This is a genomic window from Kitasatospora sp. NPDC053057 (genome assembly GCF_044546945.1).
Lineage (GTDB): Bacteria > Actinomycetota > Actinomycetes > Streptomycetales > Streptomycetaceae > Kitasatospora.
In genome coordinates this window covers 105,379-127,419 of sequence record NZ_JBITZP010000022.1, presented here as the reverse complement: position 1 = coordinate 127,419, position 22,041 = coordinate 105,379, and the positions used below count along the sequence as shown (strand labels likewise).

Sequence of the window (22,041 nt, the reverse complement as noted above, 5' to 3'; positions counted from 1 at the left end):
CTCACTTGGTGTGCTCCGCTTTCGTGCGCTGAGTGTGTGAGCGGGGGTCACTTCTCGCCGGCGAAGGAGGCCAGCGAGGCGGTGACGGTGTCGAGCAGCTCCTGCCAGGACTGCTCGAACTTCTGCACGCCCTCGTCCTCCAGGACCTGGACCACGTCGTCGTAGTCCACGCCGGCGGCCGCGATGGCGTCCAGGACGGCCTTGGCGTCGGCGTAGTTGGGGACGATGGTGTTGCCGCTGACCACACCGTGGTCGCCGGTGGCGTCCAGGGTGGCCTCGGGCATGGTGTTGACGGTGCCCGGGGCGACCAGCTCGGTGACGTACAGGGTGTCCGGCAGGGCCGGGTCCTTGACGCCGGTCGAGGCCCACAGCGGGCGCTGCGGCTTGGCGCCGGCGGCCTCCAGGGCCTTCCAGCGGGCGTTGCCGTCGTTCTTGCCGTCGACCGAGCCGAAGACCTCCTCGTACGCCTGGTAGGCGAGGCGGGCGTTGGCCAGGGCGGCCTTGGAGCGCAGGTCCTTGGCGTCGCCGCCGATCTTGTCCAGGCGCTTGTCGATCTCGGTGTCCACGCGGGACACGAAGAAGGAGGCGACCGACTCGATCTGGGAGAGGTCCAGGCCCTTGGCCTTGGCGGTCTCCAGGCCGGTCAGGTAGGCGTCGATGACGGCCTTGTAGCGGTCCAGCGAGAAGATCAGCGTGACGTTGACGCTGATGCCCAGGCCGATGACCTCGCTGATGGCGGGCAGGCCGGCCTTGGTGGCGGGGATCTTGATGAAGACGTTCGGGCGGTCGACCAGCCACCACAGCTGCTTGGCCTCGGCCACGGTCGGGGCGGTCTCGTGGGCCAGGCGCGGGTCGACCTCGATGGAGACCCGGCCGTCGCGGCCGTTGGAGGCGTCGTACACCGGGCGCAGCACGTCGGCGGCGTCGCGCACGTCCGAGGTGGTGATCATGCGGATCGCCTCGTCGGTGGTGACCCCGCGGACGGCGAGGTCGCGCAGCTGGCCGTCGTAGGAGGTGTCGCCGCTGCCGGCGATGGCCTTCTGGAAGATGGTCGGGTTGGTGGTGACGCCCACCACGTGCTTGTTCTGCACCAGCTCGGCCAGGTTGCCGGAGTTCAGCCGCGTGCGGCTGAGGTCGTCCAGCCAGATCGCAACGCCTTCGTCGCTGAGGCGCTTCAGTGCGTCAGTCATGGTGCTTCAGTCCCTTTTTCTTCTGCTTCGTGGGGTAGTCAGAGGGGGCCGCGTGCCCGCGTGCGGGCGGGCACGCGGCCCGGACGCGCTTAGCGGTTGACGGCTTCGAGGGAGCGCAGGGCGTTGTGCGCCTCGGCGATCACGCGCTCGGCGGTCAGGCCGAACTCCTCGAACAGCACCTTGTAGTCGGCGGAGGCACCGAAGTGCTCCAGCGAGACGATCCGGCCGTGGTCGCCGACCAGCTCGCGCCAGCCCTGGGCGATGCCGGCCTCGACCGAGACGCGGGCCTTGACCGACGGCGGCAGCACGCTGTCGCGGTAGGCCTGGTCCTGCTCCTGGAACCACTCGAAGGACGGGACCGAGACCACCCGGGTCGCGATGCCCTCGGCCTCCAGGACCTCGCGGGCCTGGACGGCCAGCTGGACCTCGGAGCCGGTGCCCAGCAGGATCACCTGCGGGTCGCCGGTGGAGGCCTCGGCCAGCACGTAGGCGCCCTTGGCGGTGCCCTCGGCGGAGGCGAAGACCTCGCGGTCGAAGGTCGGGACGTTCTGGCGGGTGAGCGCCAGGCCGACCGGGCCGGGGTGGCTGGTCTGGCGCTCGATGACGGTGCGCCAGGCGACGGCCGTCTCGTTGGCGTCGGCCGGGCGGACCATGGACAGGCCCGGGATGGCGCGCAGCGAGGCCATGTGCTCGACCGGCTGGTGGGTCGGGCCGTCCTCGCCGAGGCCGATCGAGTCGTGCGTCCAGACGTAGGTGACCGGCAGCTTCATCAGGGCGGCCAGGCGGACGGCGGGGCGCATGTAGTCGGCGAAGACCAGGAAGGTGCCGCCGTAGATCCGGGTCTTGCCGTGCAGGGCGATGCCGTTCATGGTCGAGCCCATGGCGTGCTCGCGGATGCCGAAGTGGATCGTCCGGCCGAACGGGCTGGCGGACTTCAGCGGGTTGCCCTCGGGGAGGAAGGAGCTGTCCTCGTCGATGGTGGTGAGGTTGGACTCCGCGAGGTCGGCCGAGCCGCCCCACAGCTCCGGGATCACCGCGCCGAGCGCCTTGAGGGTCTCGCCGGAGGCCTTGCGGGTGGCGACGTCCTTGCCGGCCGGGAAGGACGGGACGGCCTTCTTCCAGCCCTCGGGCAGCTCGCCGGCCTGGATGCGGTCGAACTCGGCGGCCCGCTGCGGGTTGGCGGTGCGCCAGGCGTCGAAGCCCTGCTGCCACTGGTCGCGGGCGGCCTTGCCGCGCTTGATGACCTGGCGGGCGTGCTCGATGACCTGGTCGCTGACCTCGAAGGTCTTCTCCGGGTCGAAGCCCAGGACCTTCTTGGTGGCGGCGATCTCGGCGGCGCCGAGCGCGGAACCGTGCGCCTTGGCGGTGTTCTGGGCGTCCGGGGCCGGCCAGGCGATGATCGTGCGCATCGCGATGATCGACGGGCGGGAGGTCTCGGCCTTGGCGGCGGCCAGCGCATCGGCGAGGGCCTCGACGTCGACGTCGCCGTTGGCCTTCGGGGTGACGCGCTGGACGTGCCAGCCGTACGCCTCGTAGCGCTTGAGGACGTCCTCGGAGAAGGCGGTCTCGGTGTCGCCCTCGATCGAGATGTGGTTGTCGTCGTAGAGGGCGACCAGGTTGCCCAGCTTCTGGTGGCCGGCCAGCGAGGAGGCCTCGGCGGAGATGCCCTCCTCCAGGTCGCCGTCGGAGACGATGGCCCAGATGGTGTGGTCGAAGGGGGACTCCCCGGCGGCCGCCTCCGGGTCGAACAGGCCGCGCTCGTAGCGGGCGGCCATCGCCATGCCGACCGCGTTGGCGATGCCCTGGCCGAGCGGGCCGGTGGTGGTCTCCACGCCCGCGGTGTGGCCGTGCTCGGGGTGGCCCGGGGTGCGGCTGCCGGCCACCCGGAAGGCCTTGAGGTCGTCCAGCTCCAGGCCGTAACCCGAGAAGTACAGCTGGGTGTAGAGCGTCAGGCTGGTGTGCCCGGGGGAGAGGACGAAGCGGTCGCGGCCGACCCAGGCCGGGTCGGTCGGGTCGTGGCGCAGGAAGCGCTGGAAGATCAGGTAGGCCGCGGGAGCCAGGGACATGGCCGTCCCGGGGTGCCCGTTACCGACCTTCTGGACAGCGTCCATCGCCAGGACGCGCGCCGTGTCAACCGTGCGCTCATCCAGGTCGCTCCACTCGAATGCGTTCGTCGGCGCAGTGCTCACCCTGTCTCAGGGCTCCTTCCATTGTGAAGAGTGACCCCGTGAATGGGGACCGGGTCGGCCACGGCGCTGTGGTCCCGACTGTGGATGGTGCCGGTCACGGAGGGTAGATCCCGCTTCTGCGTGCGAGCCTACCGTCCGGGCCGGGGCTCACCCTCCGTGCCGGGACAACCGGGATTTCCGCATGGTGATTCCCACTAGGGCGTTCCGACTTGTTTTGTCCCAGGCTCTCCCGATTTGCCTGGGCGCGCCGCCCGGGTGGTCGGGACGGGTTGCGAAGGCGCGCCGGGGCCGCTTCGTGGGTTCACCCAGTCGGTTGACCCGGGGGTGTGCCACCCGCCTCGCCGGGGGACCCCGGAGCCGGATGGGATATATGGAGCGTCTAAGGTGGCGTGGTACGCGCAGAGCGGACGATTCGGGACCCTTCGTTCCTGTGGACGCCTGCGAGGATTCATCTTCAGTTGGGGTGTTAGTGACCGCCGTCGAAACCCGTCCCGCCGGGGTCACCGGGGCGACTCCTGCGCACCGGCCCATCGGGGCCCGTGTCGGCGCCTTCGTCGCACTGACCAAGCCGCGGATCATCGAACTGCTGCTGATGAGCACAGTGCCGGTGATGTTCCTGGCCCAGCAGGGCGTGCCGAACATGCTGCTGGTGCTGAAGGTCGTGGTCGGCGGTTACCTCTCGGCGGGCGGCGCCAACGCCCTCAACATGTACATCGACCGCGACATCGACGCCCTGATGTCCCGCACCGAGCGGCGGCCGATCGTCACCGGGATGGTGTCGCCGCGCGAGGCGCTGGTGTTCGGCGTCGTGCTCGGGATCGTCTCCACCCTGCTGCTCGGCTTCGGCGTCAACTGGCTCTCCGCCGGACTGGCGCTCGGCGCGCTGCTGTTCTACGTGTTCGTCTACACGCTGGGGCTCAAGCGGCGCACCTCGCAGAACATCGTCTGGGGCGGCATCGCCGGTTGCATGCCGGTGCTGATCGGCTGGTCCTCGGTCACCAACTCGGTGTCGTGGGCGGCGGTCGCGCTGTTCCTGGTGGTGTTCTTCTGGACGCCGCCGCACACCTGGGTGCTGTCGATGAAGGTGCGCGACGACTACGAGCGGGCCGGCGTGCCGATGCTCCCGGTCATCAAGGGCAACGTTGCGGTCGGCAAGCAGGTCGTCGCCTACTCCTGGGTGATGGTGGCGGTCTCCCTGGCGGTGTGGCCGCTGGGGCACATGAGCTGGCTGTACCCCGTCGCCGCGGTGCTGCTCGGCGGGTTCTGGCTGCGCGAGGCGCACGCGCTGTACGGGCGGGCCAAGGCCGGGATCGTGGGCGCCAAGCTGAAGGAGATGCGGCTGTTCCACTGGTCGATCACCTACCTGTCGCTGCTGTTCGTGGTGTGCGCGATCGACCCGTTCGTGAAGTAGAGGTGTTGCTGGAAGAGCCCCGGTCCGTTTCGGACCGGGGCTCTTCCGCGTTCCCGGGGGCTTAGCGGCTGGGCAGTTCGGACGGGCCGACGTGGCCGTCCAGCCAGTCCCGCAGCGGCTGGGAGGCGCGCAGGAAGTCGACGATCCGGGTGTGGGCGGCGCGGGTGCCCAGCCACTTCGCGGGCTCCCACTCCTGCCAGGCCACCAGGCCCTTGTGCCGCAGCAGTTCGATCCTGGGGTGGTCCTTGGCGTAGCCGCGCGGGGCCGACTTGAGGCTGTCCCGGCCGGACACCTGCGGGCCGGCCTGCTCCACCCGGGTGATCACCCGCTCCAGCTCGGCGCCGCTGACGTCCTCGGCGACGGCGGCGCGGTAGCGCTCCAGCTGGTCGGGGGCGAGCTGGTACATGCCGTTGCCGCAGGCCAGGCCGTCGGCGGAGAGCTGGATGTAGCCGCCGGACTCCAGGTGCGCGCCGATGTGGGTCTTGTACGGGGACTTGTCGGCGCTGAACCGGACGTCGCGGTTGGGGCGGAAGATCTTCCCCGGCCCGAACTCCGGCTCCAGCTCGGCGAGCAGCGCCTCCATCGGGGCCCGTACGGCGTCGTCGTACTGCTCCTTGTGGGCCTGCCAGAAGGTCTTCGAATTGTCGGCCTCCAGGTGCTCGTAGAAGTCGAGCGCCTCGGTCGGCCAGCCTTTGAAGGTCACGTCTCAAGTATGTGTCCCGGTGCACAGGGTGCTCCCGTCGCCAGGTCGCTTACCGGTGGGTAGCATGCGGGCATGAGCAGCGCAGAGACCGCCACCGCCGCCGCGCCGGACGCCCGTACCGAGCGCCGCGCCAAGCGCATCGCCAAGCACCTGACCAGCTTCGCCCAGCAGCACGGCGGTAGCGCCGACGCGGTCGTCGAGTACGTCGGCGCCGTGGCCACCCGGATCGTCGTGGTCGGCGCGGACGGCGCCTGGGGCGACCAGGTGGCCCCCACGTACGCCGTCGGCCGCCGGGCGGCGGAGCTGGCCGGGCTCACCCTGCACGACGACTTCGAGGGCGAGCTGGGCCTCAAGGTGAAGACCGGCGCGTACGAGTGGAAGCGGATGGCCGGCATCCAGCTCGGCGGCTGATCGCTCCTTTTGCTGACGGCGACGGCCCGGCTCCCCAGGTGGGGGAGCCGGGCCGTTTCGCTGGCCTGGGGCACCGGACGGACTGGCGACGGGTGACGCTACGGTACGCGCATGCATATCATCAGTGTCGGCTTTCGCACGCTCATGAACGCGATTGTCAACGGCGATCCGCTGTGGCCTGCGGTGACGCTCTTCCTGGTGTCCTTCCCTCTCGCGATCGTCGTCGCGGTGGTTCGCGCCGGCCGTAGGTCGGAATAGGCCTGCGGGCCCGGGCCGGGTGCGGGGCCTTCACGGCAGTGGATGTGGAACTGGGCGAGACGGGCACCCGCGCGGCGCCTTGTGGTCGAGTGTCCGGACGGACTGGGTGGGCTGATCCAGCCAGGCCCACTGCCTTTCCGCGGTGACGGTGAGGCCGAAGCGGGTGGGGGCCGGGCGGTCGTGCTCTTCCCACCAGTGGTGGGCGGCCTCGATCTCGTCCCAGAGGCGGCGTGGGCCGTACTGCCAGACCGTGAAGCGCTTGTTGTGTCGGCCGTCATGGTCGACGGCCGCCCATGAACGGGCATCGGTGGTCGCGACCCAGAGCCGGGCGTCGACGCCGTCGACGCCCGGGTCGTCCTCCCAGGCGGTCCACACGTCGCCCAGCCGCAGCCCGAGGGCGAACCGGGCCACCCAGTGGTCGCCCGTGATCTCCCAGGGGGAGAGCGTTGTCTCGGACTCTTCAGGAATGTGTTCGTCCCGAACGACGTCGCGGAAGATCCGCAGGTCCTGCCGGTGGTTGCGCATCAACATGAACGCGGAGTGCGGGCTGAAGCGGCCCTGGGCTTGGTCGCGTTGGACAGTGAGCCGCAGTAGTCCCCAGCAGAGCATGGGGTTGTCCCAAGGGGTGAGGACGATACCGCCGGGCCGGGTCTGTTCGATCCACGCCCAGGGGACGCGGCGGACGGAGCAGGTGGAGATGATCCGGTCGTACGGGTGGCGGCGGGGCCAGCCCAGGGAACCGTCTCCACAGATCAGATCCACGTCCAGGCCCGTCGCGTTTAGGGAGGCCCAGGCCTGTTCGGAGACCTCGGAGTCGATCTCGATCGAGGTGACGTGCTTGGGGCCGAGGCGGTGAGCGAGGAGAGCGGCGTTCCAGCCGGTGCCGGTGCCGATCTCCAGGACGTTCATCCCGGGCCGGACGTCGAGGTCACGGAGCATGCGGACGACGATCGAGGGAGCGGAGGCGGAGGAGGACGGCCATGCATCGGCCGGATCGGCCGCCGGATGGCCGTCGTTGACCTGGGTGACGAGGGGGAGGTCGGCGTAGGCCGCCTCGAACCAGCGGTCGTGGTCGGTGGAGAGGTCGCAGGGTGCGTAGTCGCCCTGGTCGTCCTCCAGCCAGATCCGCTCGGGGAGGAAGCGGTGGCGAGGGATTGCTTTGATCGCCGCTTGCCACTCGCGGGGGACCGGGCCGTCGAGCGCTTCGCCGACGGCCCGGAGCAGGCCGCGCACGGCGGCCTGCTCCGGTCGATGCACGGGGTCCGTCACTTGCTGTTCTCGTCCTTCTTGTGCTTCGGCTCGGGCGCCGGCCGGGATCCGTCGGGGGACGGCTTGCTCGTGCCGGGGGCCTTCTTACCGCCGTGCTTGCCGCCGCTGGACTTGTCGGTTCCCCAACCCATGGATCCTCCTTGTGTGTTGATGAGCATTGGTGATCCCGGCCGCGCCGCCGAATCGGCGGCGCGGCCGGGAGTTCAGCGGGATCGGTTGATCAGTACGAGGGCCGCGATGACGACATGCAGCCCGGCCGCGGCGGATACGCCGTAGGCGGCCCAGACCCGCGTGGGATCGAGGGTGGATGACGACGGCGGTGCGTCGTCGGGGGCGTAAGTGTCCTGCGGAGGTTGCCGGTTCACCGCGGGATCGGCGCGGGTGTCGTGAGGTCGGCATGGACGACCTTGCCGAACGGGAGGAGGGCGACGCCCCAGCGGCCGTGGGTGAGTCGGTGGACTATCGCCAGACCTCGGCCGGACGTGGCGTTGGGCCCAGCCTGGACCATCACGGGCATCGAGCGGGAACCGTCACCGACGAGGATGCGGACGGTGCAGTCGGTCGGACGGCGGACGCCGACGAGCATGCGCGTCTGGCAGCCGGTCTTGATGGAGTTGGTGACCAGCTCGCTGACGATCAAGGCGGCGTCGTCCACCAAGTCGTCGAGCCCCCACTCCCGCAGCTGCGCGCCGACGAATCGGCGCGCAGCTGCCACCGACTCCGGCCGGTACGGCAGGCAGACAGATGCCATTTTGGCGCTCATGTCTGGGGTCGACTGGGCAGCCGGCGGCGGACTGGCCGTGAGAGCCGTTTGGTTGGGCCTCAGTGGGGCCTCGAATCCGAACGGCTTTGGACGTGTCTGTCCTGAAGGCATGGAAGCTCCGAAGGTTGCTCGGCGCAATCGGCGCCTCACCTGGTGTAGCCATGGTGGCGCGCCTCCCCTTACGATTGCCAGGTCTCAACCTTCACTGTCCTGCCATGTCACAAAGGGGGAGCAGCAGTGGAATCGAACCGATATGACGAGTCGTCATCTCTCGCGATCCGGTTCGGGAACGAGATCCGCAGGCTGCGAAGGGCGCGGGGCTGGTCGCAGGCTTACCTCGGTAAATTGATGGGCTACTCGCACGGCATGGTCTCGTACGTCGAACGAGGGAAGAAGCCCGCCACTCTCAAATTCGCGGTGAAAGCCGATGAGGTGTTCGAAACCGGTGGCACCTTCCAGGAGTTGTGGCGGATGTATTCCCGCGCCTCCCTGCTGGAGGGGTTCCCCGAGTACGCGCTCCACGAGACCCGGGCCACCGAGATCCGTCATTTCGAGCTGGGCGTCGTACCCGGGCTGCTCCAGACGCCGGACTACGCCGAAGCGTTCGCCTCCGCCGCCGTTCGGCGTGGCAGCATCGACGAGAAGCAGGCTCTGGAACGGTTGGACTTCCTCATCACTCGCCAGCGCCTGATTGATCGGCACCCGGCTCCTCGGCTCCACTTCGTCCTGGACGAAGGGGCGTTGCGGCGGACGGTCGGAGGACCGGAGGTCATGGCACGGCAGTTGGAGCACATTCAGGCCCTCGCCGCCCGCCCGAACGTGACGATCCAGGTCGCTCCGTTCTCGCTCGCGGAGGAGCTGCCGTTCACCATGATGGTGACGCTGTTGAACATGCCGGATCGAACACTCCTGGCATACTCGGAGTGCCAGTTGCGCGGCTTCCTCGCACGGGACAACGCGACTGCTCGGGCCTGGGAGCGGGACTTCCACCAGCTCCAGGTGGAAGCGCTGTCGAAGGCCGCGTCGCTGGAGATGATCCGCAGTTCGCAAGGCGTGAGAGGAACATCATGATCCCCCCTGTAGACCTGTCCAGCGCCGCGTGGTTCAAGTCCAGTCACAGCAACAACGGCGGGTCATGCGTCGAGGTGACCCCGAACTTCCCTGGTCTGGTCCCCGTCCGTGACTCCAAGGATCCGCAGGGCCCTGCTCTCGTCTTCCCGGCAGGGGCCTGGAGGTCGTTCGTCGCCGGCGTACGGGCCGGCGAATTCGACGAGGTCTGAACCTCGGAGAGAGTTCGGGAGGCCGCTGTCCGATCGGGCAGCGGCCTCCTTTCCGCACCGATCGGTGGTCTCGGCCAGCGAGGTCGGTGAAGCCGTGAGTCACCGCGGCACATAGAGCAGATGGAGTCCAATCCTCTGCGAGGCGTACGGGCTCGGCATCCCCGTCGCCGTCCAGCCCTATGTCAACTCCGCCCTGGCGGCCCACCCGGCCTATTCGGAGAGCCTGGCCCGACTGCGCTCGATGGGCGTCCTGGTTGGCGACTCCGTGCCCCACAAGTCCAAGTCCGGCGGAGCGCGCGATGAGTACAGCTGGAGCCATGTCCTCGACCTGCTTCGTCCTAACCTCAGCAGCCTTTCAGAGCCGACGGCGTGAGAGGCACGGTGATGAGGCGCGCAGAGCGCGGCAGGTCCTGCTGGCTGACATCATCCCGTTGCCCCGGGGAGGTTCAACGTGAGGCCTGCACCTACTGACACCGAAGCCTGGAACGCCTACCTCGCAGAGGGGAACGCCAGGCAAGCCCGGAAGCGCGTCTCAGCCGACGTGATCCTGCGCGACCTGGCCGGTCGCATCCTGACCGTCAACCCGACCTACAAGGAGGGTTGGGACCTCCCCGGCGGGATGGCTGAGGCCAACGAGCCACCGGATCAGGCCGCTGTGCGAGAGCTGCGCGAAGAATTGGGCCTGGAGATCACGATCCATCGCCTGCTGGTCGTGGACTGGGTGGCACCCCACGGCCCGTGGGATGACCAGATCGCGTTCATCTTCGACGCGAGCACCCTCCCACCCGCTCGCGCCGAGCGGGTTCGCCCACATGATGACGAACTGTCCGAGGCGGTCTTCCTGCCTGCAGCGGAAGTCGCCGACCGGCTGCGGGTTCGCCAGCGGTACCGCCTGAACGCAGCTGTCAGGGCAATCGCAGACGGCGGCACACGGTATCTGCGCGGCGGAGTGGAGGCTTGGTGATGGTGCCACCGGAGAAGGGAACGAGCGAGCGATACCTCCTCCAAGCGGTCGAGTACCGGGAACAGGGCTACCAGAACGTCCAGCCCTGGATCGACAGCAGCCTCGGCAGCCTGAAGACCGACTCTGCCCGGGAACTCGCCCAGGCAGCTCTCACGATGACCTCGCTGGAGTGGCAGAAGGTCTACTTCGGGTCTTCCGGGCATGAGTGACAGTCCCGGGGCTATCACGCCGCTCCACTCGGTGTCCGTCGCTGGCGTGGTTGTGCGCGAGGACGGGCGGGTGCTGGCGATCCGGCGGGCTGACAACGGGGCTTGGGAGCCTCCGGGCGGGGTGCTGGAGCTGGCGGAGTCCATTGAAGACGGGGTGCGCCGGGAGGTCTACGAGGAGACCGGGATCAAGGTCGGCGTGGAGCGGCTGACCGGGGTCTACAAGAACGTGAGCCGAGGGGTTGTCGCCCTCGTCTTCCGTTGCCGACCGGAGAGCGGGGCGGAGCGGCTCTCGGACGAGTCGGTCGAAGTCGCCTGGCTCACGCCGGACGAGGTCTCCGATCGCATGGCCGAGGTCTACGCCGTACGCGTCCTGGACGCGCTTCGGGAGGACACGACACCAAGCATCAGGAGTCACGACGGCCGACGCCTGCTGTGACGACGTCGATCCGCCTGGCTGCCCGATCGGCACTGATACCACCTCCATCCGTAGCTCGCGGCAGGTGGCCTTGGCCCGGCACAGAGAAGCACAAGGAGTGACATTCTCGATGCTCAATGTCAATTGATCGTGGTCAGGCTTGGGATAGTCGCCGAGCTACCCGCTGTAGGGTCGAGTCGTGGCAAATCTGGCGCTCTTCGACATCGACAAGCAGACGCTGCCTGAGGTCCCCGCGGAAGCAGTCGAGCATGGCGAGGTCTTCACCCGCCGTTGGGTCGTCGAGCTCATCCTCGATCTGCTCGGCTACACGCCGGACGAGGACCTCGCGGAGCTGAAGCTCGTCGAGCCCGCTTGCGGTGCAGGGGCGTTCCTCGGCGTGATCGCTTCACGGATCAGTGCCTCATGTCGAGCCCATGGTCGTCCGATCACCGACGCAGTGAACGCTGTCCAGGCGTTCGACCTGCTCGGGCGCAACGTGGCCGAGAGCCGTGGAGTCGTCGAGCGACGGCTCCACGATGATGGTTGGGAGCGGAGTGAGGCTCGGAAGGTTGCCTCGTACTGGGTGAAACAGGGCGACTACCTTCTCCAGGCTGACGCCGAGCACCGTGCGGATTTCGTCGTTGGCAATCCCCCCTACATCAGGCTGGAGGATGTCCCCGACGACCGGATGGACGCCTACCGCAGCGCCTGCTCCACGATGGGCGGCCGCGCCGATATCTACATCGGTTTCTACGAGGTTGCACTCCGGAGCCTGCAGCCGGGGGGCCGGCTCGGTTTCATCTGCGCAGACCGTTGGATGAGGAACCAGTACGGTCGTAAGCTCCGCCAGCTGGTGACCAGGCAGTTCAGCATGGACCTGGCGCTGGTGATGCACGACGTGGACGCCTTCCAGGAGCAGGTCTCGGCGTACCCCGCTGTCACGATCATTTCCCGTCAGACGCAGGGTGGCGCGGTTGCCGCCGATACGACCCGCGCCTTCGGGGAGCCGGAGGCCCGTGACTTCCTCGCCTGGTACGAGGCCGAGGATCGGAAGCCGATCGCCACGGCCTCCTTTCAGGCGGCCCCTCTGCCGCACTGGTTCCCTGGCGAGGACTCCTGGCCGGCGGCCTCACCTGCCAGGCTCGCCGTTCTCGAAGACCTCAGCGACCGGTTTCGGCTGCTGGAGGACAAGACCACGGGGACACGCGTCGGCATCGGTGTCGCGACCGGAGCGGACAAGGTCTTCATCACCGATGATCACGAACTGGTTGAGCCGGACCGGCTTCTGCCTCTGGCCATGGTCCGAGACACCACCAGCGGCTCCATCGACTGGAGCGGGTCCTGCCTGGTCAATCCGTGGAACCCCCAGGGCGAACTCGTCGACCTTGCCGCCTATCCGAAACTCGCCGCCTACTTCCGCCAACACAGCGGCGCCCTGCGTAAGAGGTACGTCGCAGTCAAGCAGCCCGACCGTTGGTACAAGACGATCGACAAGGTCGACCACAGACTGACGAGTCGGTCCAAGCTCCTCTTTCCGGACCTGAAACTGACGATCCATCCGGTGCTCGATGAGGGGAAGTTGTACCCTCACCACAACCTGTACTTCATCGTCTCGGACGTCTGGGACATGCGCGTGCTCGGTGGCCTGCTCCTCTCCAAGGTGGCCGAGGCGTTCGTGGAGGCATACGCGGTCAAGATGCGTGGGGGAACGCTCCGCTTCCAGGCGCAGTACCTTCGCAAGATCCGTGTTCCGGACCCGGCGGCCATCGCCGAGGAGGACCGTGCTGCCTTGGCAGACGCCTTCGACGCGCGGGATGTGACGGCGGCCACCGAGGCGGCACTGCGCGTCTACGGGCTTACCGAGCTTCCCGATTAGGAGGAACCGACCTTGACGGTCAGTCGCCAGGATTTCGAGGACGCTGTTGCGGCGTACTGGGGTGTCAAGCAGGCCCAGGAGGATCAGTCGGCGATCAAGGCCGCAGTCGGCGCTGGCACCGCGGGTTCTGTCAGAGGTGGCAAGCACTTCGATTCCATCGCGGCCCTCCTGGCGAAATTCTTCCTCGAAGCGGGCTATCCGCGCGAGAGCATCCGGATCACCACGTCCCAGCGCCTGGAGCTCCCTGGCTACTACAGGCCCCAGAAGCAGTGGGACGTCGTCGTCGCTTACGAGAACACGCTGGTGGCCGCCTTCGAGTTGAAGGCCCTGGGCGGGCCATCTTTCGGCAACAACTACAACAACCGAGTCGAAGAGGCGCTCGGCAGCGCCGTCGACCTTCGAAGGGCAGCGTTGGCCGACCTCTATCCCGGAGAGAAGCCCTGGCTCGGGTACTTCTTCATCATGCAGGACGAGGAAGGATCGAGGCGGCCCGTGAAGCCGGCCGAGGGGGCTTTCCCTGTCGAGGACATCTGGCGCGGCAAGTCCTACCAGGAGCGATTCGGGATCTTCTGCCAGCGGTTGATGGCCGAGCAGCTCTACGACGCGGTCTGCTACGTCACGTCGTCCGCGACCGACCCGAAGCCGAGCGAGCCCATTGCCAGTCTGGACTGGAGGCACTTCTCCGCTGCCATAAACGCGCGGATCGGCTACCTGCAGGAACTGGGGCTGCCGAAGCCGCATTGGCCCCACAGCACGCTGTCCAGGGACCTCGGCCAAGGCTGACTGTGTGAGCGATGCGTGCGCTGTGCACGTGATGGGTCGGGCGGGATCGTGGAATCACGGCGTAACGTCCGGACCTGGGGGTTGTCGCGAAGTGAGCGATGGCGGCAACAACCAACATGATCACTCTCGGGCTCGGGAAGGCCTGGGCCGGGATACGGCGAAGGCCCCCAGGGATGGGGGCCTTCGCCGTACGTCAGGCCTGTGGTCAGACGGTGGCGGTCTCAGGTGTCCGTGGGGCCGGGGCGTCGGTGGGGGCCTCTTCGGCCTCGCGTACGCGCAGGGCGAGGGGGATGCGGAGGGCGGCGATCCACGTCAGCGTGGCGCCGAGCATGTGGAGGCCGACCATGAGCTCGGGGGCGTCCGTGAAGTACTGGATGAAACCCAGGACGCCCTGGAGGAGGAGAACTGCCAGCAGTTCCCTGGTGCGGGACTTGGCCGCCTGCGGGGCCTTGATCGCGGCGAAGACGAAGATCATCGCGATGGTCAGGCCGACCGAGATGAACGCGAAGTCGGCGTGGAACTGGGCCAACCTGTCGTAGTCGATGGGGATGCGGGGGACGATCTTGTTGTCCTGGGGGGTGCCCGGGTGGTGGCCGGCGCCCGTCACCAGGGTGCCCGCCGCGACCAGCAGGCCGACGACCGTGACCAGGACGTAGGAGAGCTGGTGGATCGGGCGGGCCACGGAGAGCTTGGGTGCGCCATCGCCCTCCTTGCTGCGCTCCCACATCAGCAGGGCGACCCAGACGAGCGCCATCGCGGCGATCATGTGCCCTGCGACGGTGTAGGGGTTCAGGCCCGTGAGCACGGTGATGCCGCCGAGCACGGCATTGCTCATCACCAGCCAGAACTGGGCCCAGCCGAGCTTGGTCATGCTGCGCCGCCAGGGGCGGTGGCAGCGGGCGGCCAGGATCGCCCAGCCGACGGCGGCGCTCAGCACGTAGGTGAGCATCCGGTTGGTGAACTCGACGATGCCGTGGAAGCCCATTTCCGCCGTGGGCGTCAGGCTCTCGGCGGTGCAACGGGGCCAGGTCGTACAGCCGAGGCCGGAGGCGGTGAGCCGGACGGCGCCGCCGGTGACGACGATCACCACGCTCATCACCAGCGCGGCGAACGTGGCGCGCCGGACCATTGCGGCGGTGGGCTGCCAGCGCTCGGCGAGCAGGGAGAAGGGGTTAGGCACGGGGTCAATCGTAGGCGGCCTTACAGGCGATCTTGGGGCGGGGCGCGGGGTGCAGCGGCCGGGGAGCAAAGCGGACTGTTCGGGCAAGGCGGTCAATGGTCTTGACCATTCACCCGTTCGGCCGAAAGGGTGCGGATTGGTCCATACCTTTTCCGGGCCGCTCCCACTCCTCCCGCACGTAAGCGGAGATCCTGCACCTGGCGCACACCGGCGCCGGTCCGGTGCTGCCGCTGGCGATCGGCGGTGTCGTGGTGCTCGCGGCCGGTGGCGGGATCGTGGTGGCGGCCCGGCGCAAGGCGGCCAAGAAGGCCTGACCGGTCGGAATGATCCGCATGTTCGTCGACTGATCGACAAGGCGCCCCAGGTGATTGAACTTGATCGCCGGGGGCGCCGTCGTGTTCCAAAAGTGACGAAGTTCATTCAACTTCGCCGAATCCGTGTTCTGCGAGGTGACAGCCGTGATGGGCTGGTCATGCACATCCGGGAACGGACCGACAGACGAAATCCGGTCGCACGGCGGGGTGTGGCGCGGTGCGGAAGTGCCGGTAGAGTCCCCCGGACATGTCGTAGCGGGCCACCGCGAACCACTTCAACACGCCTGCTGCGCAAGACCGTTCGGAGGGGAACAGCGTAATGGCGCGACAGCAGCGGCACATTCGGATCGGTGCGACGGCACTCGCCGGGACGGCGGCGGCCGGATTCCTCCTGCCCCTGGCGCTGGCCACCAACGCCTCGGCGCACGTGCCGACTTGGTCGGTGACCTGCGACAAGGTCGTGATCGACCTGATCAACTACAGCCCCAAGCCCGACGTGAAGAACACCGTCAGCCTCACCGTCGGCGACGAGAAGGTCCTGGACGCCAAGGAGTTCCCGGCGGAGTTCCACGGCACCTACCCGGTGAAGGACCACGACGCCCCGGTCACGGCACACCTGGTGGTCAAGACCACCGAAACCCCGGCCGAGAAGGGCTGGAGCATCGACGAGACCAAGACCATCGCGCCGTGCCACACCCCGACCCCGACGCCTACCCCGACCCCCACCAAGACCCCCACCCCGACGCCGACCCAGACGCCGACCCAGACCCCGTCGGCCACGCCCACCCCGAGCAAGACCCCGTCGGCGACCCCCACCCCCAGCACGACCACGGCCGCCCCGGCACCCGCCACCAGCGCCCCGGCGCTCGCCCAGACCGGTAGCAGCGACGCCACCCCGATGATCGCGGCGGTCGGCGGCGGCGTGGTGCTGGTCGGCGGCGCGCTCGTGCTGCTCGCCCGCAAGCGCCGCGGCGGCAGCCAGGGCTGACGTGTGACCGAATGCGCGACGCCCCCCGGCCTGGACTGGCCGGGGGCGTCGCGCGTTGATGCGGCGGCTACTCCCAACGGAAGAACCGCGCCGCCGCGGCCAGGCCGAGGACGGCCCAGCCGGCCAGGACGCCGAGGTCCGACCACGGCACCCCGGCGCCGTGCTGGAGCACCGAGCGCAGGCCGTCCGAGAGCGCCGAGATCGGCAGCAGCTCCAGCACCGACCGCACGGCGCCCGGGAACTTGCTCAGCGGCACGATCACCCCGCCGGCCAGCAGCAGCAGGATGAACACCAGGTTGGCGGCGGCTAGCGTGGCCTCGGCCTTGAGGGTGCCGGCCATCAGCAGGCCGAGCCCGGAGAAGGCGGCGGTGCCCAGGATCAGCAGGGCGGCGACGGCCAGCGCCCCTTGCGGTGTGGCGAGTCCGTGCGGGGACCAGCCGAGCGCGAGCGCGATCACCGACAGCAGGGCGACCTGCAGCACCTCGGTGACCAGCACGCAGCCGGTCTTGGCGGTCAGCAGCGTCCAGCGCGGCAGCGGACTGGCGCCGAGCCGCTTGAGCACGCCATAGCGGCGCTCGAAGCCGGTGGCGATGGCCTGTCCGGTGAAGGCGGTGGACATCACGGCCAGCGCGAGCAGCCCGGGCGCCAGGAAGTCGACCCGCTTGCCGGGGCCCTCCACCGCGACGACGTCCACGGCGGAGAACAGCACCAGCAGCACCGTCGGGATGACGACGGTGAGCAGCAGCTGCTCACCGTTGCGCAGCAGCATCCTGGTCTCGAAGGCGGTCTGGGCGAGCAGCATCCGGCCGACCGGGGCCGCTCCCGGCTTCGGGGAGTAGTCCGTGGACGTCACGTCCGTAGCGGTGGTCACGAGCGGAGCTCCCGTCCGGTCAGGTCGAGGAAGACGTCTTCGAGGCTGCGGCGCTGCACGGACAGCCGTTCGGGCAGGATGCCGGAGGCCGCGCACCAGCCGGTGACGGTGGCCAGCAGCCTGCTGGGGTCGACGGGCGCCTCGACGCGGTAGTTGCCGGGGGCGGTCTCGGTGGCGGTGGCGCCCGCGGGCAGCTCCTTGAGCAGCGGGCCGAGGTCGAGTCCGGGCGGGCCGTCGAAGCGCAGGGCGTCCTCGGCGCCGCCGCGGCACAGCTCCTCGGTGGTGCCGCCCGCGATGACCTTGCCGCGGTCGACGATGGCGACGTGGTCGGCGAGCTGTTCGGCCTCGTCCATGTGGTGGGTGGTGACCACCACGGTGACGCCGTCCCGGCGCAGGTCGCGGACCAGTTCCCAGGTGGCGCGGCGGGCCTGCGGGTCGAGGCCGGCGGTGGGCTCGTCGAGGAAGACCAGCTCGGGACGGCCGACCACGGCCATCGCCAGGGCGAGCCGCTGCTGCTGGCCGCCGGAGAGCCGGCGGTAGGTGGTGCGGCCGCAGGAGCCGAGGCCGAGGCGCTCGACCAGGGCGTCCACGTCCAGCGGGTGGGCGTGCAGCCTGGCGGTGTGCCGCAGCATCTCGACCGCGCGCGCGCCCGCGTACACGCCGCCGGACTGGAGCATGACGCCGATCCGGGGCCGCAGTGCGGCGTTCTGGGTGACCGGGTCGAGCCCGAGGACGCGGACGGTGCCGGCGTCGGGGCGGCGGTAGCCCTCGCAGGTCTCGATGGTGGTGGTCTTGCCGGCGCCGTTGGGGCCGAGGACGGCGGTGATCGCGCCGGGTGCGATGGTGAGGTCGAGGCCGTCCACCGCGGCTTTGTCGCCGTAGCGCTTGACCAGCCCGGCGATCTCTACCGCGGGTTCGGAGTGCATACCGGCGAGTCTAAGAGGGCCGAACGGGCAGACCGGACACCGGCCTTGGTGATCGTTTTCGCTGGTCAGGTAAGGCTTACCTGCGTGACAGATGACACCGGTGAGGCCTGGGTCACGGCTTGTCCTGGCGGAAGTAATTACGCAACACTGGTGTTGTGAAAAACATGCGCGAGCACGCCCAGCAGCAGGAGGCCGAGTCGGTCTCCCACTGCGACGTGCCCGTGACGGCGGCCGAGGTGCTGCTGGAGGGCCACCGCGCCACCCGCGACCGGGTCGCCCGGTCGATCCTGGACCACGGCCCCTCCTCCGCCGCCGACCTGGCGAACCGGCTCGGCCTCACCGCCGCCGCCGTCCGCCGCCACCTCGACGGACTGGCCGCCGCCGGCCTGGTCGAGTCCCGCGAGCAGCGGGTCTACGGCAGCCGGGGCCGCGGTCGTCCGGCCAAGGTCTTCGCCCTCACCGACGGCGGCCGGGACGCCTTCTACCAGGCCTACGACCAGCTCGCGGCCGACGCGCTGCGCTGGATCTCGGACGCGGTGGGCGGCGGCAAGGCGGGCGAGGAGGCGGTCGCCGCCTTCGCCCGCGCCCGGTTCGGCAAGCAGGGCGAGAAGTACCAGGAGACCCTGCGGCGGGCCGAGGCCCAGGAGCGGCCCGAGGCCCTCGCCGAGGCGCTGAGCGCGGACGGGTACGCTGCCACGGTGCGGCGTGTCCCGTCGGCCGTGGCCAAGGCCCCGGCGGGCGCCCAGCTCTGCCAGCACCACTGCCCGGTCGCGCACATCGCCGAGCAGTTCCCGCAGCTCTGCGAGGCGGAGACCGAGGTCTTCTCCCAGCTCCTGGGCACCCATGTGCAACGGCTGGCCACCATCGCCCACGGCGACGGGGTCTGCACCACCTATGTGCCGGCACCCGGTGCCGCATCGTCGCCCGCCCAGCGCCCCGCGGGCAACGGTTCCGATGCAGCGCCGACTGCCGGTACGTCCACCGAAGATTCTGCGTCCGCGCGTTAGGAAGCTCGCATGACTGACACCGTTTCGCACCCGGAACTCGAAGGCCTGGGCAATTACGAGTACGGCTGGGCCGACCCGGACACCGCCGGTGCCGCGGCCAAGCGCGGGCTCAGCGAGGAGGTCGTCCGCGACATCTCCGCGAAGAAGAACGAGTCCGAGTGGATGCTGAACCTGCGGCTCAAGGGCCTGAAGCTGTTCGGCAAGAAGCCCATGCCCACCTGGGGTTCCGACCTCTCCGGCATCGACTTCGACAACATCAAGTACTTCGTCCGCTCCACCGAGAAGCAGGCCGAGTCCTGGGAGGACCTGCCCGCGGACATCAAGGCCACCTACGACAAGCTGGGCATCCCGGAGGCGGAGAAGCAGCGCCTGGTCGCCGGTGTCGCCGCCCAGTACGAGTCCGAGGTCGTCTACCACCAGATCCGCGAGGACCTGGAGGAGCAGGGCGTCGTCTTCCTGGACACCGACACCGCGCTGCGTGAGCACCCGGAGCTGTTCAAGGAGTACTTCGGCACCGTCATCCCGGCCGGCGACAACAAGTTCGCCGCGCTGAACACGGCCGTGTGGTCCGGCGGCTCCTTCATCTACGTGCCGAAGGGCGTGCACGTCGACATCCCGCTCCAGGCCTACTTCCGGATCAACACCGAGAACATGGGCCAGTTCGAGCGGACGCTGATCATTGTCGACGAGGACGCCTACGTCCACTACGTCGAGGGCTGCACCGCGCCGATCTACTCCTCCGACTCGCTGCACTCGGCGGTCGTCGAGATCATCGTCAAGAAGGGCGGCCGCTGCCGCTACACGACCATCCAGAACTGGTCGAACAACGTCTACAACCTGGTCACCAAGCGCGCCGTGGCGTACGAGGGCGCGACCATGGAGTGGGTCGACGGCAACATCGGCTCCAAGGTCACCATGAAGTACCCGGCCGTCTACCTGATGGGCGAGCACGCCAAGGGCGAGACCCTGTCGATCGCCTTCGCGGGCGAGGGCCAGCACCAGGACGCCGGCGCCAAGATGGTGCACATGGCGCCGAACACCTCCTCGCACATCGTCTCCAAGTCGGTGGCGCGCGGCGGCGGCCGGACCTCCTACCGCGGTCTGATCGAGATCGGCGAGGGCTCGCACGGCGCCAAGTCCAACGTGCTCTGCGACGCGCTGCTGGTCGACACCATCTCGCGCTCGGACACCTACCCGTACGTGGACGTCCGCGAGGACGACGTGTCCATGGGCCACGAGGCGACCGTCTCCAAGGTCAGCGAGGACCAGCTGTTCTACCTGATGAGCCGCGGCCTGACCGAGACCGAGGCGATGGCGATGATCGTCCGCGGCTTCGTCGAGCCGATCGCGCGCGAGCTGCCGATGGAGTACGCGCTGGAGCTCAACCGGCTGATCGAGCTGCAGATGGAGGGCGCGGTCGGCTGACCCCCGCCGCCACCGCCGTCCACTGATTTCCGAGGAAGAGAGCACTACGAACAGCCATGGCTGAGCAGAACACCACCGGCTCCACCACCGCCGGTTCGATCGAGGTCGGCACCGCCGGCGCGGGCGCGCAGCTCGCCGGCCCCGGCACCGGCCGGACCGCGGTCCAGCAGCCGATCGACGCGCGCGTCGCGGTCAAGCCGTCCTTCGACGTGAACGACTTCCCGGTGCCCACCGGCCGCGAGGAGGACTGGCGGTTCACCCCGCTGCACCGCCTCGGCGGGCTGCACGACGGGACCGCCGCCGCTGGCGAGCGGGGCGAGGACAAGGTCGAGTTCGCGCTGCCGGACGGCGTCACCGCCGAGACCGTCGGCCGTGACGACGCGCGCCTGGGCAAGGCCGGCACGCCGGTCGACCGGGTCGCCGCGCAGGCCTTCAGCGCCTTCGAGCAGGCCCTCGTGGTCACCGTCCCCAAGGACGCGGTGCTGACCGAGCCGGTCAAGATCGACGTGCGTGCCCAGGGCGGGGTCCGCTTCGCCCACGTGGTGATCGACGTCAAGCCGTTCGCCGAGGCCGTCGTGGTGCTCAACCACGCGGGCACCGGCACCCGGGCCGCCAACGTCGAGCTCCTGGTCGGCGACGGCGCCAAGCTCACCTTCGTCTCCGTGCAGGACTGGGAGCGGGACGCCGTCCACGTCGCCCAGCACAACGCGCTGGTCGGCCGGGACGCCTCGTTCAAGTCCGTGGTCGTCACCTTCGGCGGCGACCTGGTCCGCCTGCACCCGCGGGTCAACTACGCCGGCCCCGGCGGCGAGGCCGAGCTGTTCGGCCTGTACTTCGCCGACGCCGGCCAGCACCTGGAGCACCGCCTGATCATCGACCACGACACGCCGCACTGCCGGTCGAACGTGGCGTACAAGGGCGCGCTCCAGGGTCAGGACGCCCACGCGGTCTGGGTCGGCGACGTGCTGATCCGCGCCGCCGCGCTCGGCACCGACACCTACGAGCTCAACCGGAACCTGGTGCTCACCGACGGCGCCCGGGTCGACTCGATCCCGAACCTGGAGATCGAGACCGGCGAGATCGTCGGCGCCGGCCACGCCTCGGCGACCGGCCGCTTCGACGACGAGCAGCTGTTCTACCTGATGGCCCGCGGCATCCCGGCCGACGAGGCCCGCCGCCTGGTGGTCCGCGGCTTCTTCGCCGAGCTGCTGCAGCAGATCGGCGTGGCCGAGGTCCAGGAGCAGCTCATGGAGAAGATCGACGCCGAGCTGGAAGCGGCGGTCTGAGCCCGATGAGCTTCCTCCGTGCCTGCGCGTTGAGCGACCTCCAGGAGGACGTGCCCAAGCGCGTGGACCTCAACGGCGTGCCGGTCTCGATCGTCCGCACCGACGAGGGGGTGTTCGCGATCAACGACACCTGCTCGCACGCGAACGTCTCGCTCTCCGAGGGCGAGGTCGAGGACTGCATGATCGAGTGCTGGCTGCACGGCTCCAGCTTCGACCTGCGCACCGGCAAGCCCTCCGGCCTGCCCGCCACCAAGCCGGTCGCTGTCTACCCCGTAAAGATCGAAGGGGACGATGTGCTCGTCTCCGTCAACCAGGAGTCCTGA

24 protein-coding genes and 1 pseudogene are annotated in these 22,041 nt (G+C 69.1%); 16 read left to right on the top strand and 9 right to left on the bottom strand.

The genetic code is table 11. The features are described from left to right. Positions 1-47: 47 nt before the first annotated feature. Positions 48-1,190, bottom strand: coding sequence for a transaldolase (gene tal / locus ACIG5E_RS23625; protein ID WP_396536292.1), 1,143 nt, complete (start codon positions 1,188-1,190; stop codon positions 48-50). An 89-nt stretch (positions 1,191-1,279) separates the two neighbouring features. Beyond that, on the bottom strand, positions 1,280-3,379 hold the full coding sequence (gene tkt / locus ACIG5E_RS23620; protein WP_396536290.1) for a transketolase: 2,100 nt from the start codon (positions 3,377-3,379) through the stop codon (positions 1,280-1,282). A 463-nt stretch (positions 3,380-3,842) separates the two neighbouring features. On the opposite strand from tkt, the gene ACIG5E_RS23615 reads away from it, so the two are divergent. Next, a complete protein-coding gene (locus ACIG5E_RS23615; protein ID WP_396536288.1) occupies positions 3,843-4,790 on the top strand; it encodes a heme o synthase in 948 nt (315 codons plus the stop codon). A 61-nt stretch (positions 4,791-4,851) separates the two neighbouring features. On the opposite strand, the gene ACIG5E_RS23610 is transcribed toward ACIG5E_RS23615, so the two are convergent. Further along, on the bottom strand, positions 4,852-5,493 hold the full coding sequence (locus tag ACIG5E_RS23610) for a DUF2461 domain-containing protein (RefSeq protein WP_396536286.1): 642 nt from the start codon (positions 5,491-5,493) through the stop codon (positions 4,852-4,854). Between the two features lie 72 nt (positions 5,494-5,565). Between ACIG5E_RS23610 and ACIG5E_RS23605 the strand changes: the two genes are divergently transcribed. Both ACIG5E_RS23605 and ACIG5E_RS23600 read left to right on the top strand, forming a co-directional pair. After that, a complete protein-coding gene (locus ACIG5E_RS23605) occupies positions 5,566-5,904 on the top strand; it encodes a hypothetical protein (protein ID WP_380413079.1) in 339 nt (112 codons plus the stop codon). Between the two features lie 111 nt (positions 5,905-6,015). Continuing rightward, positions 6,016-6,162 (top strand): hypothetical protein, encoded by a 147-nt coding sequence (locus ACIG5E_RS23600; RefSeq protein ID WP_396536284.1) that lies wholly within the window; start codon positions 6,016-6,018, stop codon positions 6,160-6,162. A 30-nt stretch (positions 6,163-6,192) separates the two neighbouring features. Here the strand turns inward: ACIG5E_RS23600 and ACIG5E_RS23595 are convergent, their stop codons facing one another. The 3 genes from ACIG5E_RS23595 to ACIG5E_RS23585 form a co-directional block, all read right to left on the bottom strand. Further along, complete coding sequence (locus tag ACIG5E_RS23595) at positions 6,193-7,431, bottom strand: methyltransferase domain-containing protein (protein WP_396536282.1); 1,239 nt, start codon at positions 7,429-7,431, stop codon at positions 6,193-6,195. Further along, positions 7,428-7,562, bottom strand: coding sequence for a hypothetical protein (locus tag ACIG5E_RS23590; protein WP_396536280.1), 135 nt, complete (start codon positions 7,560-7,562; stop codon positions 7,428-7,430). The genes ACIG5E_RS23595 and ACIG5E_RS23590 overlap by 4 nt, the downstream gene beginning before the upstream one ends. 230 nt (positions 7,563-7,792) lie before the next feature. Continuing rightward, positions 7,793-8,182: an ATP-binding protein gene (locus ACIG5E_RS23585; RefSeq protein ID WP_396536278.1), complete on the bottom strand. Its 390-nt coding sequence runs from the start codon at positions 8,180-8,182 to the stop codon at positions 7,793-7,795. Between the two features lie 249 nt (positions 8,183-8,431). Between ACIG5E_RS23585 and ACIG5E_RS23580 the strand changes: the two genes are divergently transcribed. From ACIG5E_RS23580 to ACIG5E_RS23550, 7 genes and pseudogenes are all read left to right on the top strand, one after another. After that, on the top strand, positions 8,432-9,265 hold the full coding sequence (locus ACIG5E_RS23580; RefSeq protein ID WP_396536276.1) for a Scr1 family TA system antitoxin-like transcriptional regulator: 834 nt from the start codon (positions 8,432-8,434) through the stop codon (positions 9,263-9,265). Further along, on the top strand, positions 9,262-9,474 hold the full coding sequence (locus ACIG5E_RS23575) for a DUF397 domain-containing protein (protein ID WP_396536274.1): 213 nt from the start codon (positions 9,262-9,264) through the stop codon (positions 9,472-9,474). Before ACIG5E_RS23580 ends, ACIG5E_RS23575 begins: the two co-directional genes overlap by 4 nt. Before the next feature lie 451 nt (positions 9,475-9,925). Continuing rightward, a complete protein-coding gene (locus tag ACIG5E_RS23570) occupies positions 9,926-10,438 on the top strand; it encodes an NUDIX domain-containing protein (protein WP_396536272.1) in 513 nt (170 codons plus the stop codon). 35 nt (positions 10,439-10,473) lie between these two features. Then, positions 10,474-10,647, top strand: a pseudogene (locus tag ACIG5E_RS23565) (HAD family hydrolase); the annotation flags it as partial. After that, positions 10,640-11,083: an NUDIX hydrolase gene (locus tag ACIG5E_RS23560; protein WP_396536270.1), complete on the top strand. Its 444-nt coding sequence runs from the start codon at positions 10,640-10,642 to the stop codon at positions 11,081-11,083. The pseudogene ACIG5E_RS23565 and the gene ACIG5E_RS23560, both read left to right, overlap by 8 nt. A gap of 178 nt (positions 11,084-11,261) precedes the next feature. Beyond that, entirely contained in the window at positions 11,262-12,938 is a 1,677-nt protein-coding gene (locus ACIG5E_RS23555; protein WP_396536268.1) for an Eco57I restriction-modification methylase domain-containing protein, read from the top strand. Positions 12,939-12,950: 12 nt separating this feature from the next. Next, positions 12,951-13,721 carry a PaeR7I family type II restriction endonuclease gene (locus tag ACIG5E_RS23550; RefSeq protein WP_396536266.1) on the top strand — a complete coding sequence of 257 codons (771 nt, stop codon included), beginning with the start codon at positions 12,951-12,953 and terminating at the stop codon, positions 13,719-13,721. A gap of 205 nt (positions 13,722-13,926) precedes the next feature. Here ACIG5E_RS23550 and ACIG5E_RS23545 read toward each other — a convergent pair whose 3' ends face one another. Next, entirely contained in the window at positions 13,927-14,901 is a 975-nt protein-coding gene (locus tag ACIG5E_RS23545) for a heme A synthase (RefSeq protein ID WP_396536264.1), read from the bottom strand. A gap of 188 nt (positions 14,902-15,089) precedes the next feature. Between ACIG5E_RS23545 and ACIG5E_RS23540 the strand changes: the two genes are divergently transcribed. Both ACIG5E_RS23540 and ACIG5E_RS23535 read left to right on the top strand, forming a co-directional pair. Continuing rightward, a complete protein-coding gene (locus tag ACIG5E_RS23540) occupies positions 15,090-15,215 on the top strand; it encodes an LPXTG cell wall anchor domain-containing protein (protein WP_396536334.1) in 126 nt (41 codons plus the stop codon). 319 nt (positions 15,216-15,534) lie between these two features. Then, on the top strand, positions 15,535-16,203 hold the full coding sequence (locus tag ACIG5E_RS23535) for an LAETG motif-containing sortase-dependent surface protein (RefSeq protein WP_396536262.1): 669 nt from the start codon (positions 15,535-15,537) through the stop codon (positions 16,201-16,203). Between the two features lie 67 nt (positions 16,204-16,270). Here the strand turns inward: ACIG5E_RS23535 and ACIG5E_RS23530 are convergent, their stop codons facing one another. Both ACIG5E_RS23530 and ACIG5E_RS23525 read right to left on the bottom strand, forming a co-directional pair. Beyond that, a complete protein-coding gene (locus ACIG5E_RS23530; protein ID WP_396536332.1) occupies positions 16,271-17,005 on the bottom strand; it encodes an ABC transporter permease in 735 nt (244 codons plus the stop codon). A gap of 65 nt (positions 17,006-17,070) precedes the next feature. Then, the gene (locus ACIG5E_RS23525) at positions 17,071-18,000 is read right to left on the bottom strand and encodes an ABC transporter ATP-binding protein (RefSeq protein WP_396536260.1); all 930 of its coding nucleotides are present in this window, start codon (positions 17,998-18,000) and stop codon (positions 17,071-17,073) included. Positions 18,001-18,164: 164 nt separating this feature from the next. Here ACIG5E_RS23525 and ACIG5E_RS23520 point away from each other — a divergent pair, with 164 nt between their 5' ends. From ACIG5E_RS23520 to ACIG5E_RS23505, 4 genes are read left to right on the top strand one after another with little or no spacing between them, the layout of a single operon-like run. After that, a complete protein-coding gene (locus ACIG5E_RS23520) occupies positions 18,165-19,007 on the top strand; it encodes a helix-turn-helix transcriptional regulator (RefSeq protein ID WP_396536330.1) in 843 nt (280 codons plus the stop codon). A gap of 9 nt (positions 19,008-19,016) precedes the next feature. After that, positions 19,017-20,432: a Fe-S cluster assembly protein SufB gene (sufB, locus tag ACIG5E_RS23515; protein WP_396536258.1), complete on the top strand. Its 1,416-nt coding sequence runs from the start codon at positions 19,017-19,019 to the stop codon at positions 20,430-20,432. 56 nt (positions 20,433-20,488) lie between these two features. Then, on the top strand, positions 20,489-21,718 hold the full coding sequence (gene sufD, locus ACIG5E_RS23510; protein ID WP_396536256.1) for a Fe-S cluster assembly protein SufD: 1,230 nt from the start codon (positions 20,489-20,491) through the stop codon (positions 21,716-21,718). Positions 21,719-21,723: 5 nt separating this feature from the next. Next, the gene (locus ACIG5E_RS23505) at positions 21,724-22,041 is read left to right on the top strand and encodes a bifunctional 3-phenylpropionate/cinnamic acid dioxygenase ferredoxin subunit (RefSeq protein WP_188303622.1); all 318 of its coding nucleotides are present in this window, start codon (positions 21,724-21,726) and stop codon (positions 22,039-22,041) included.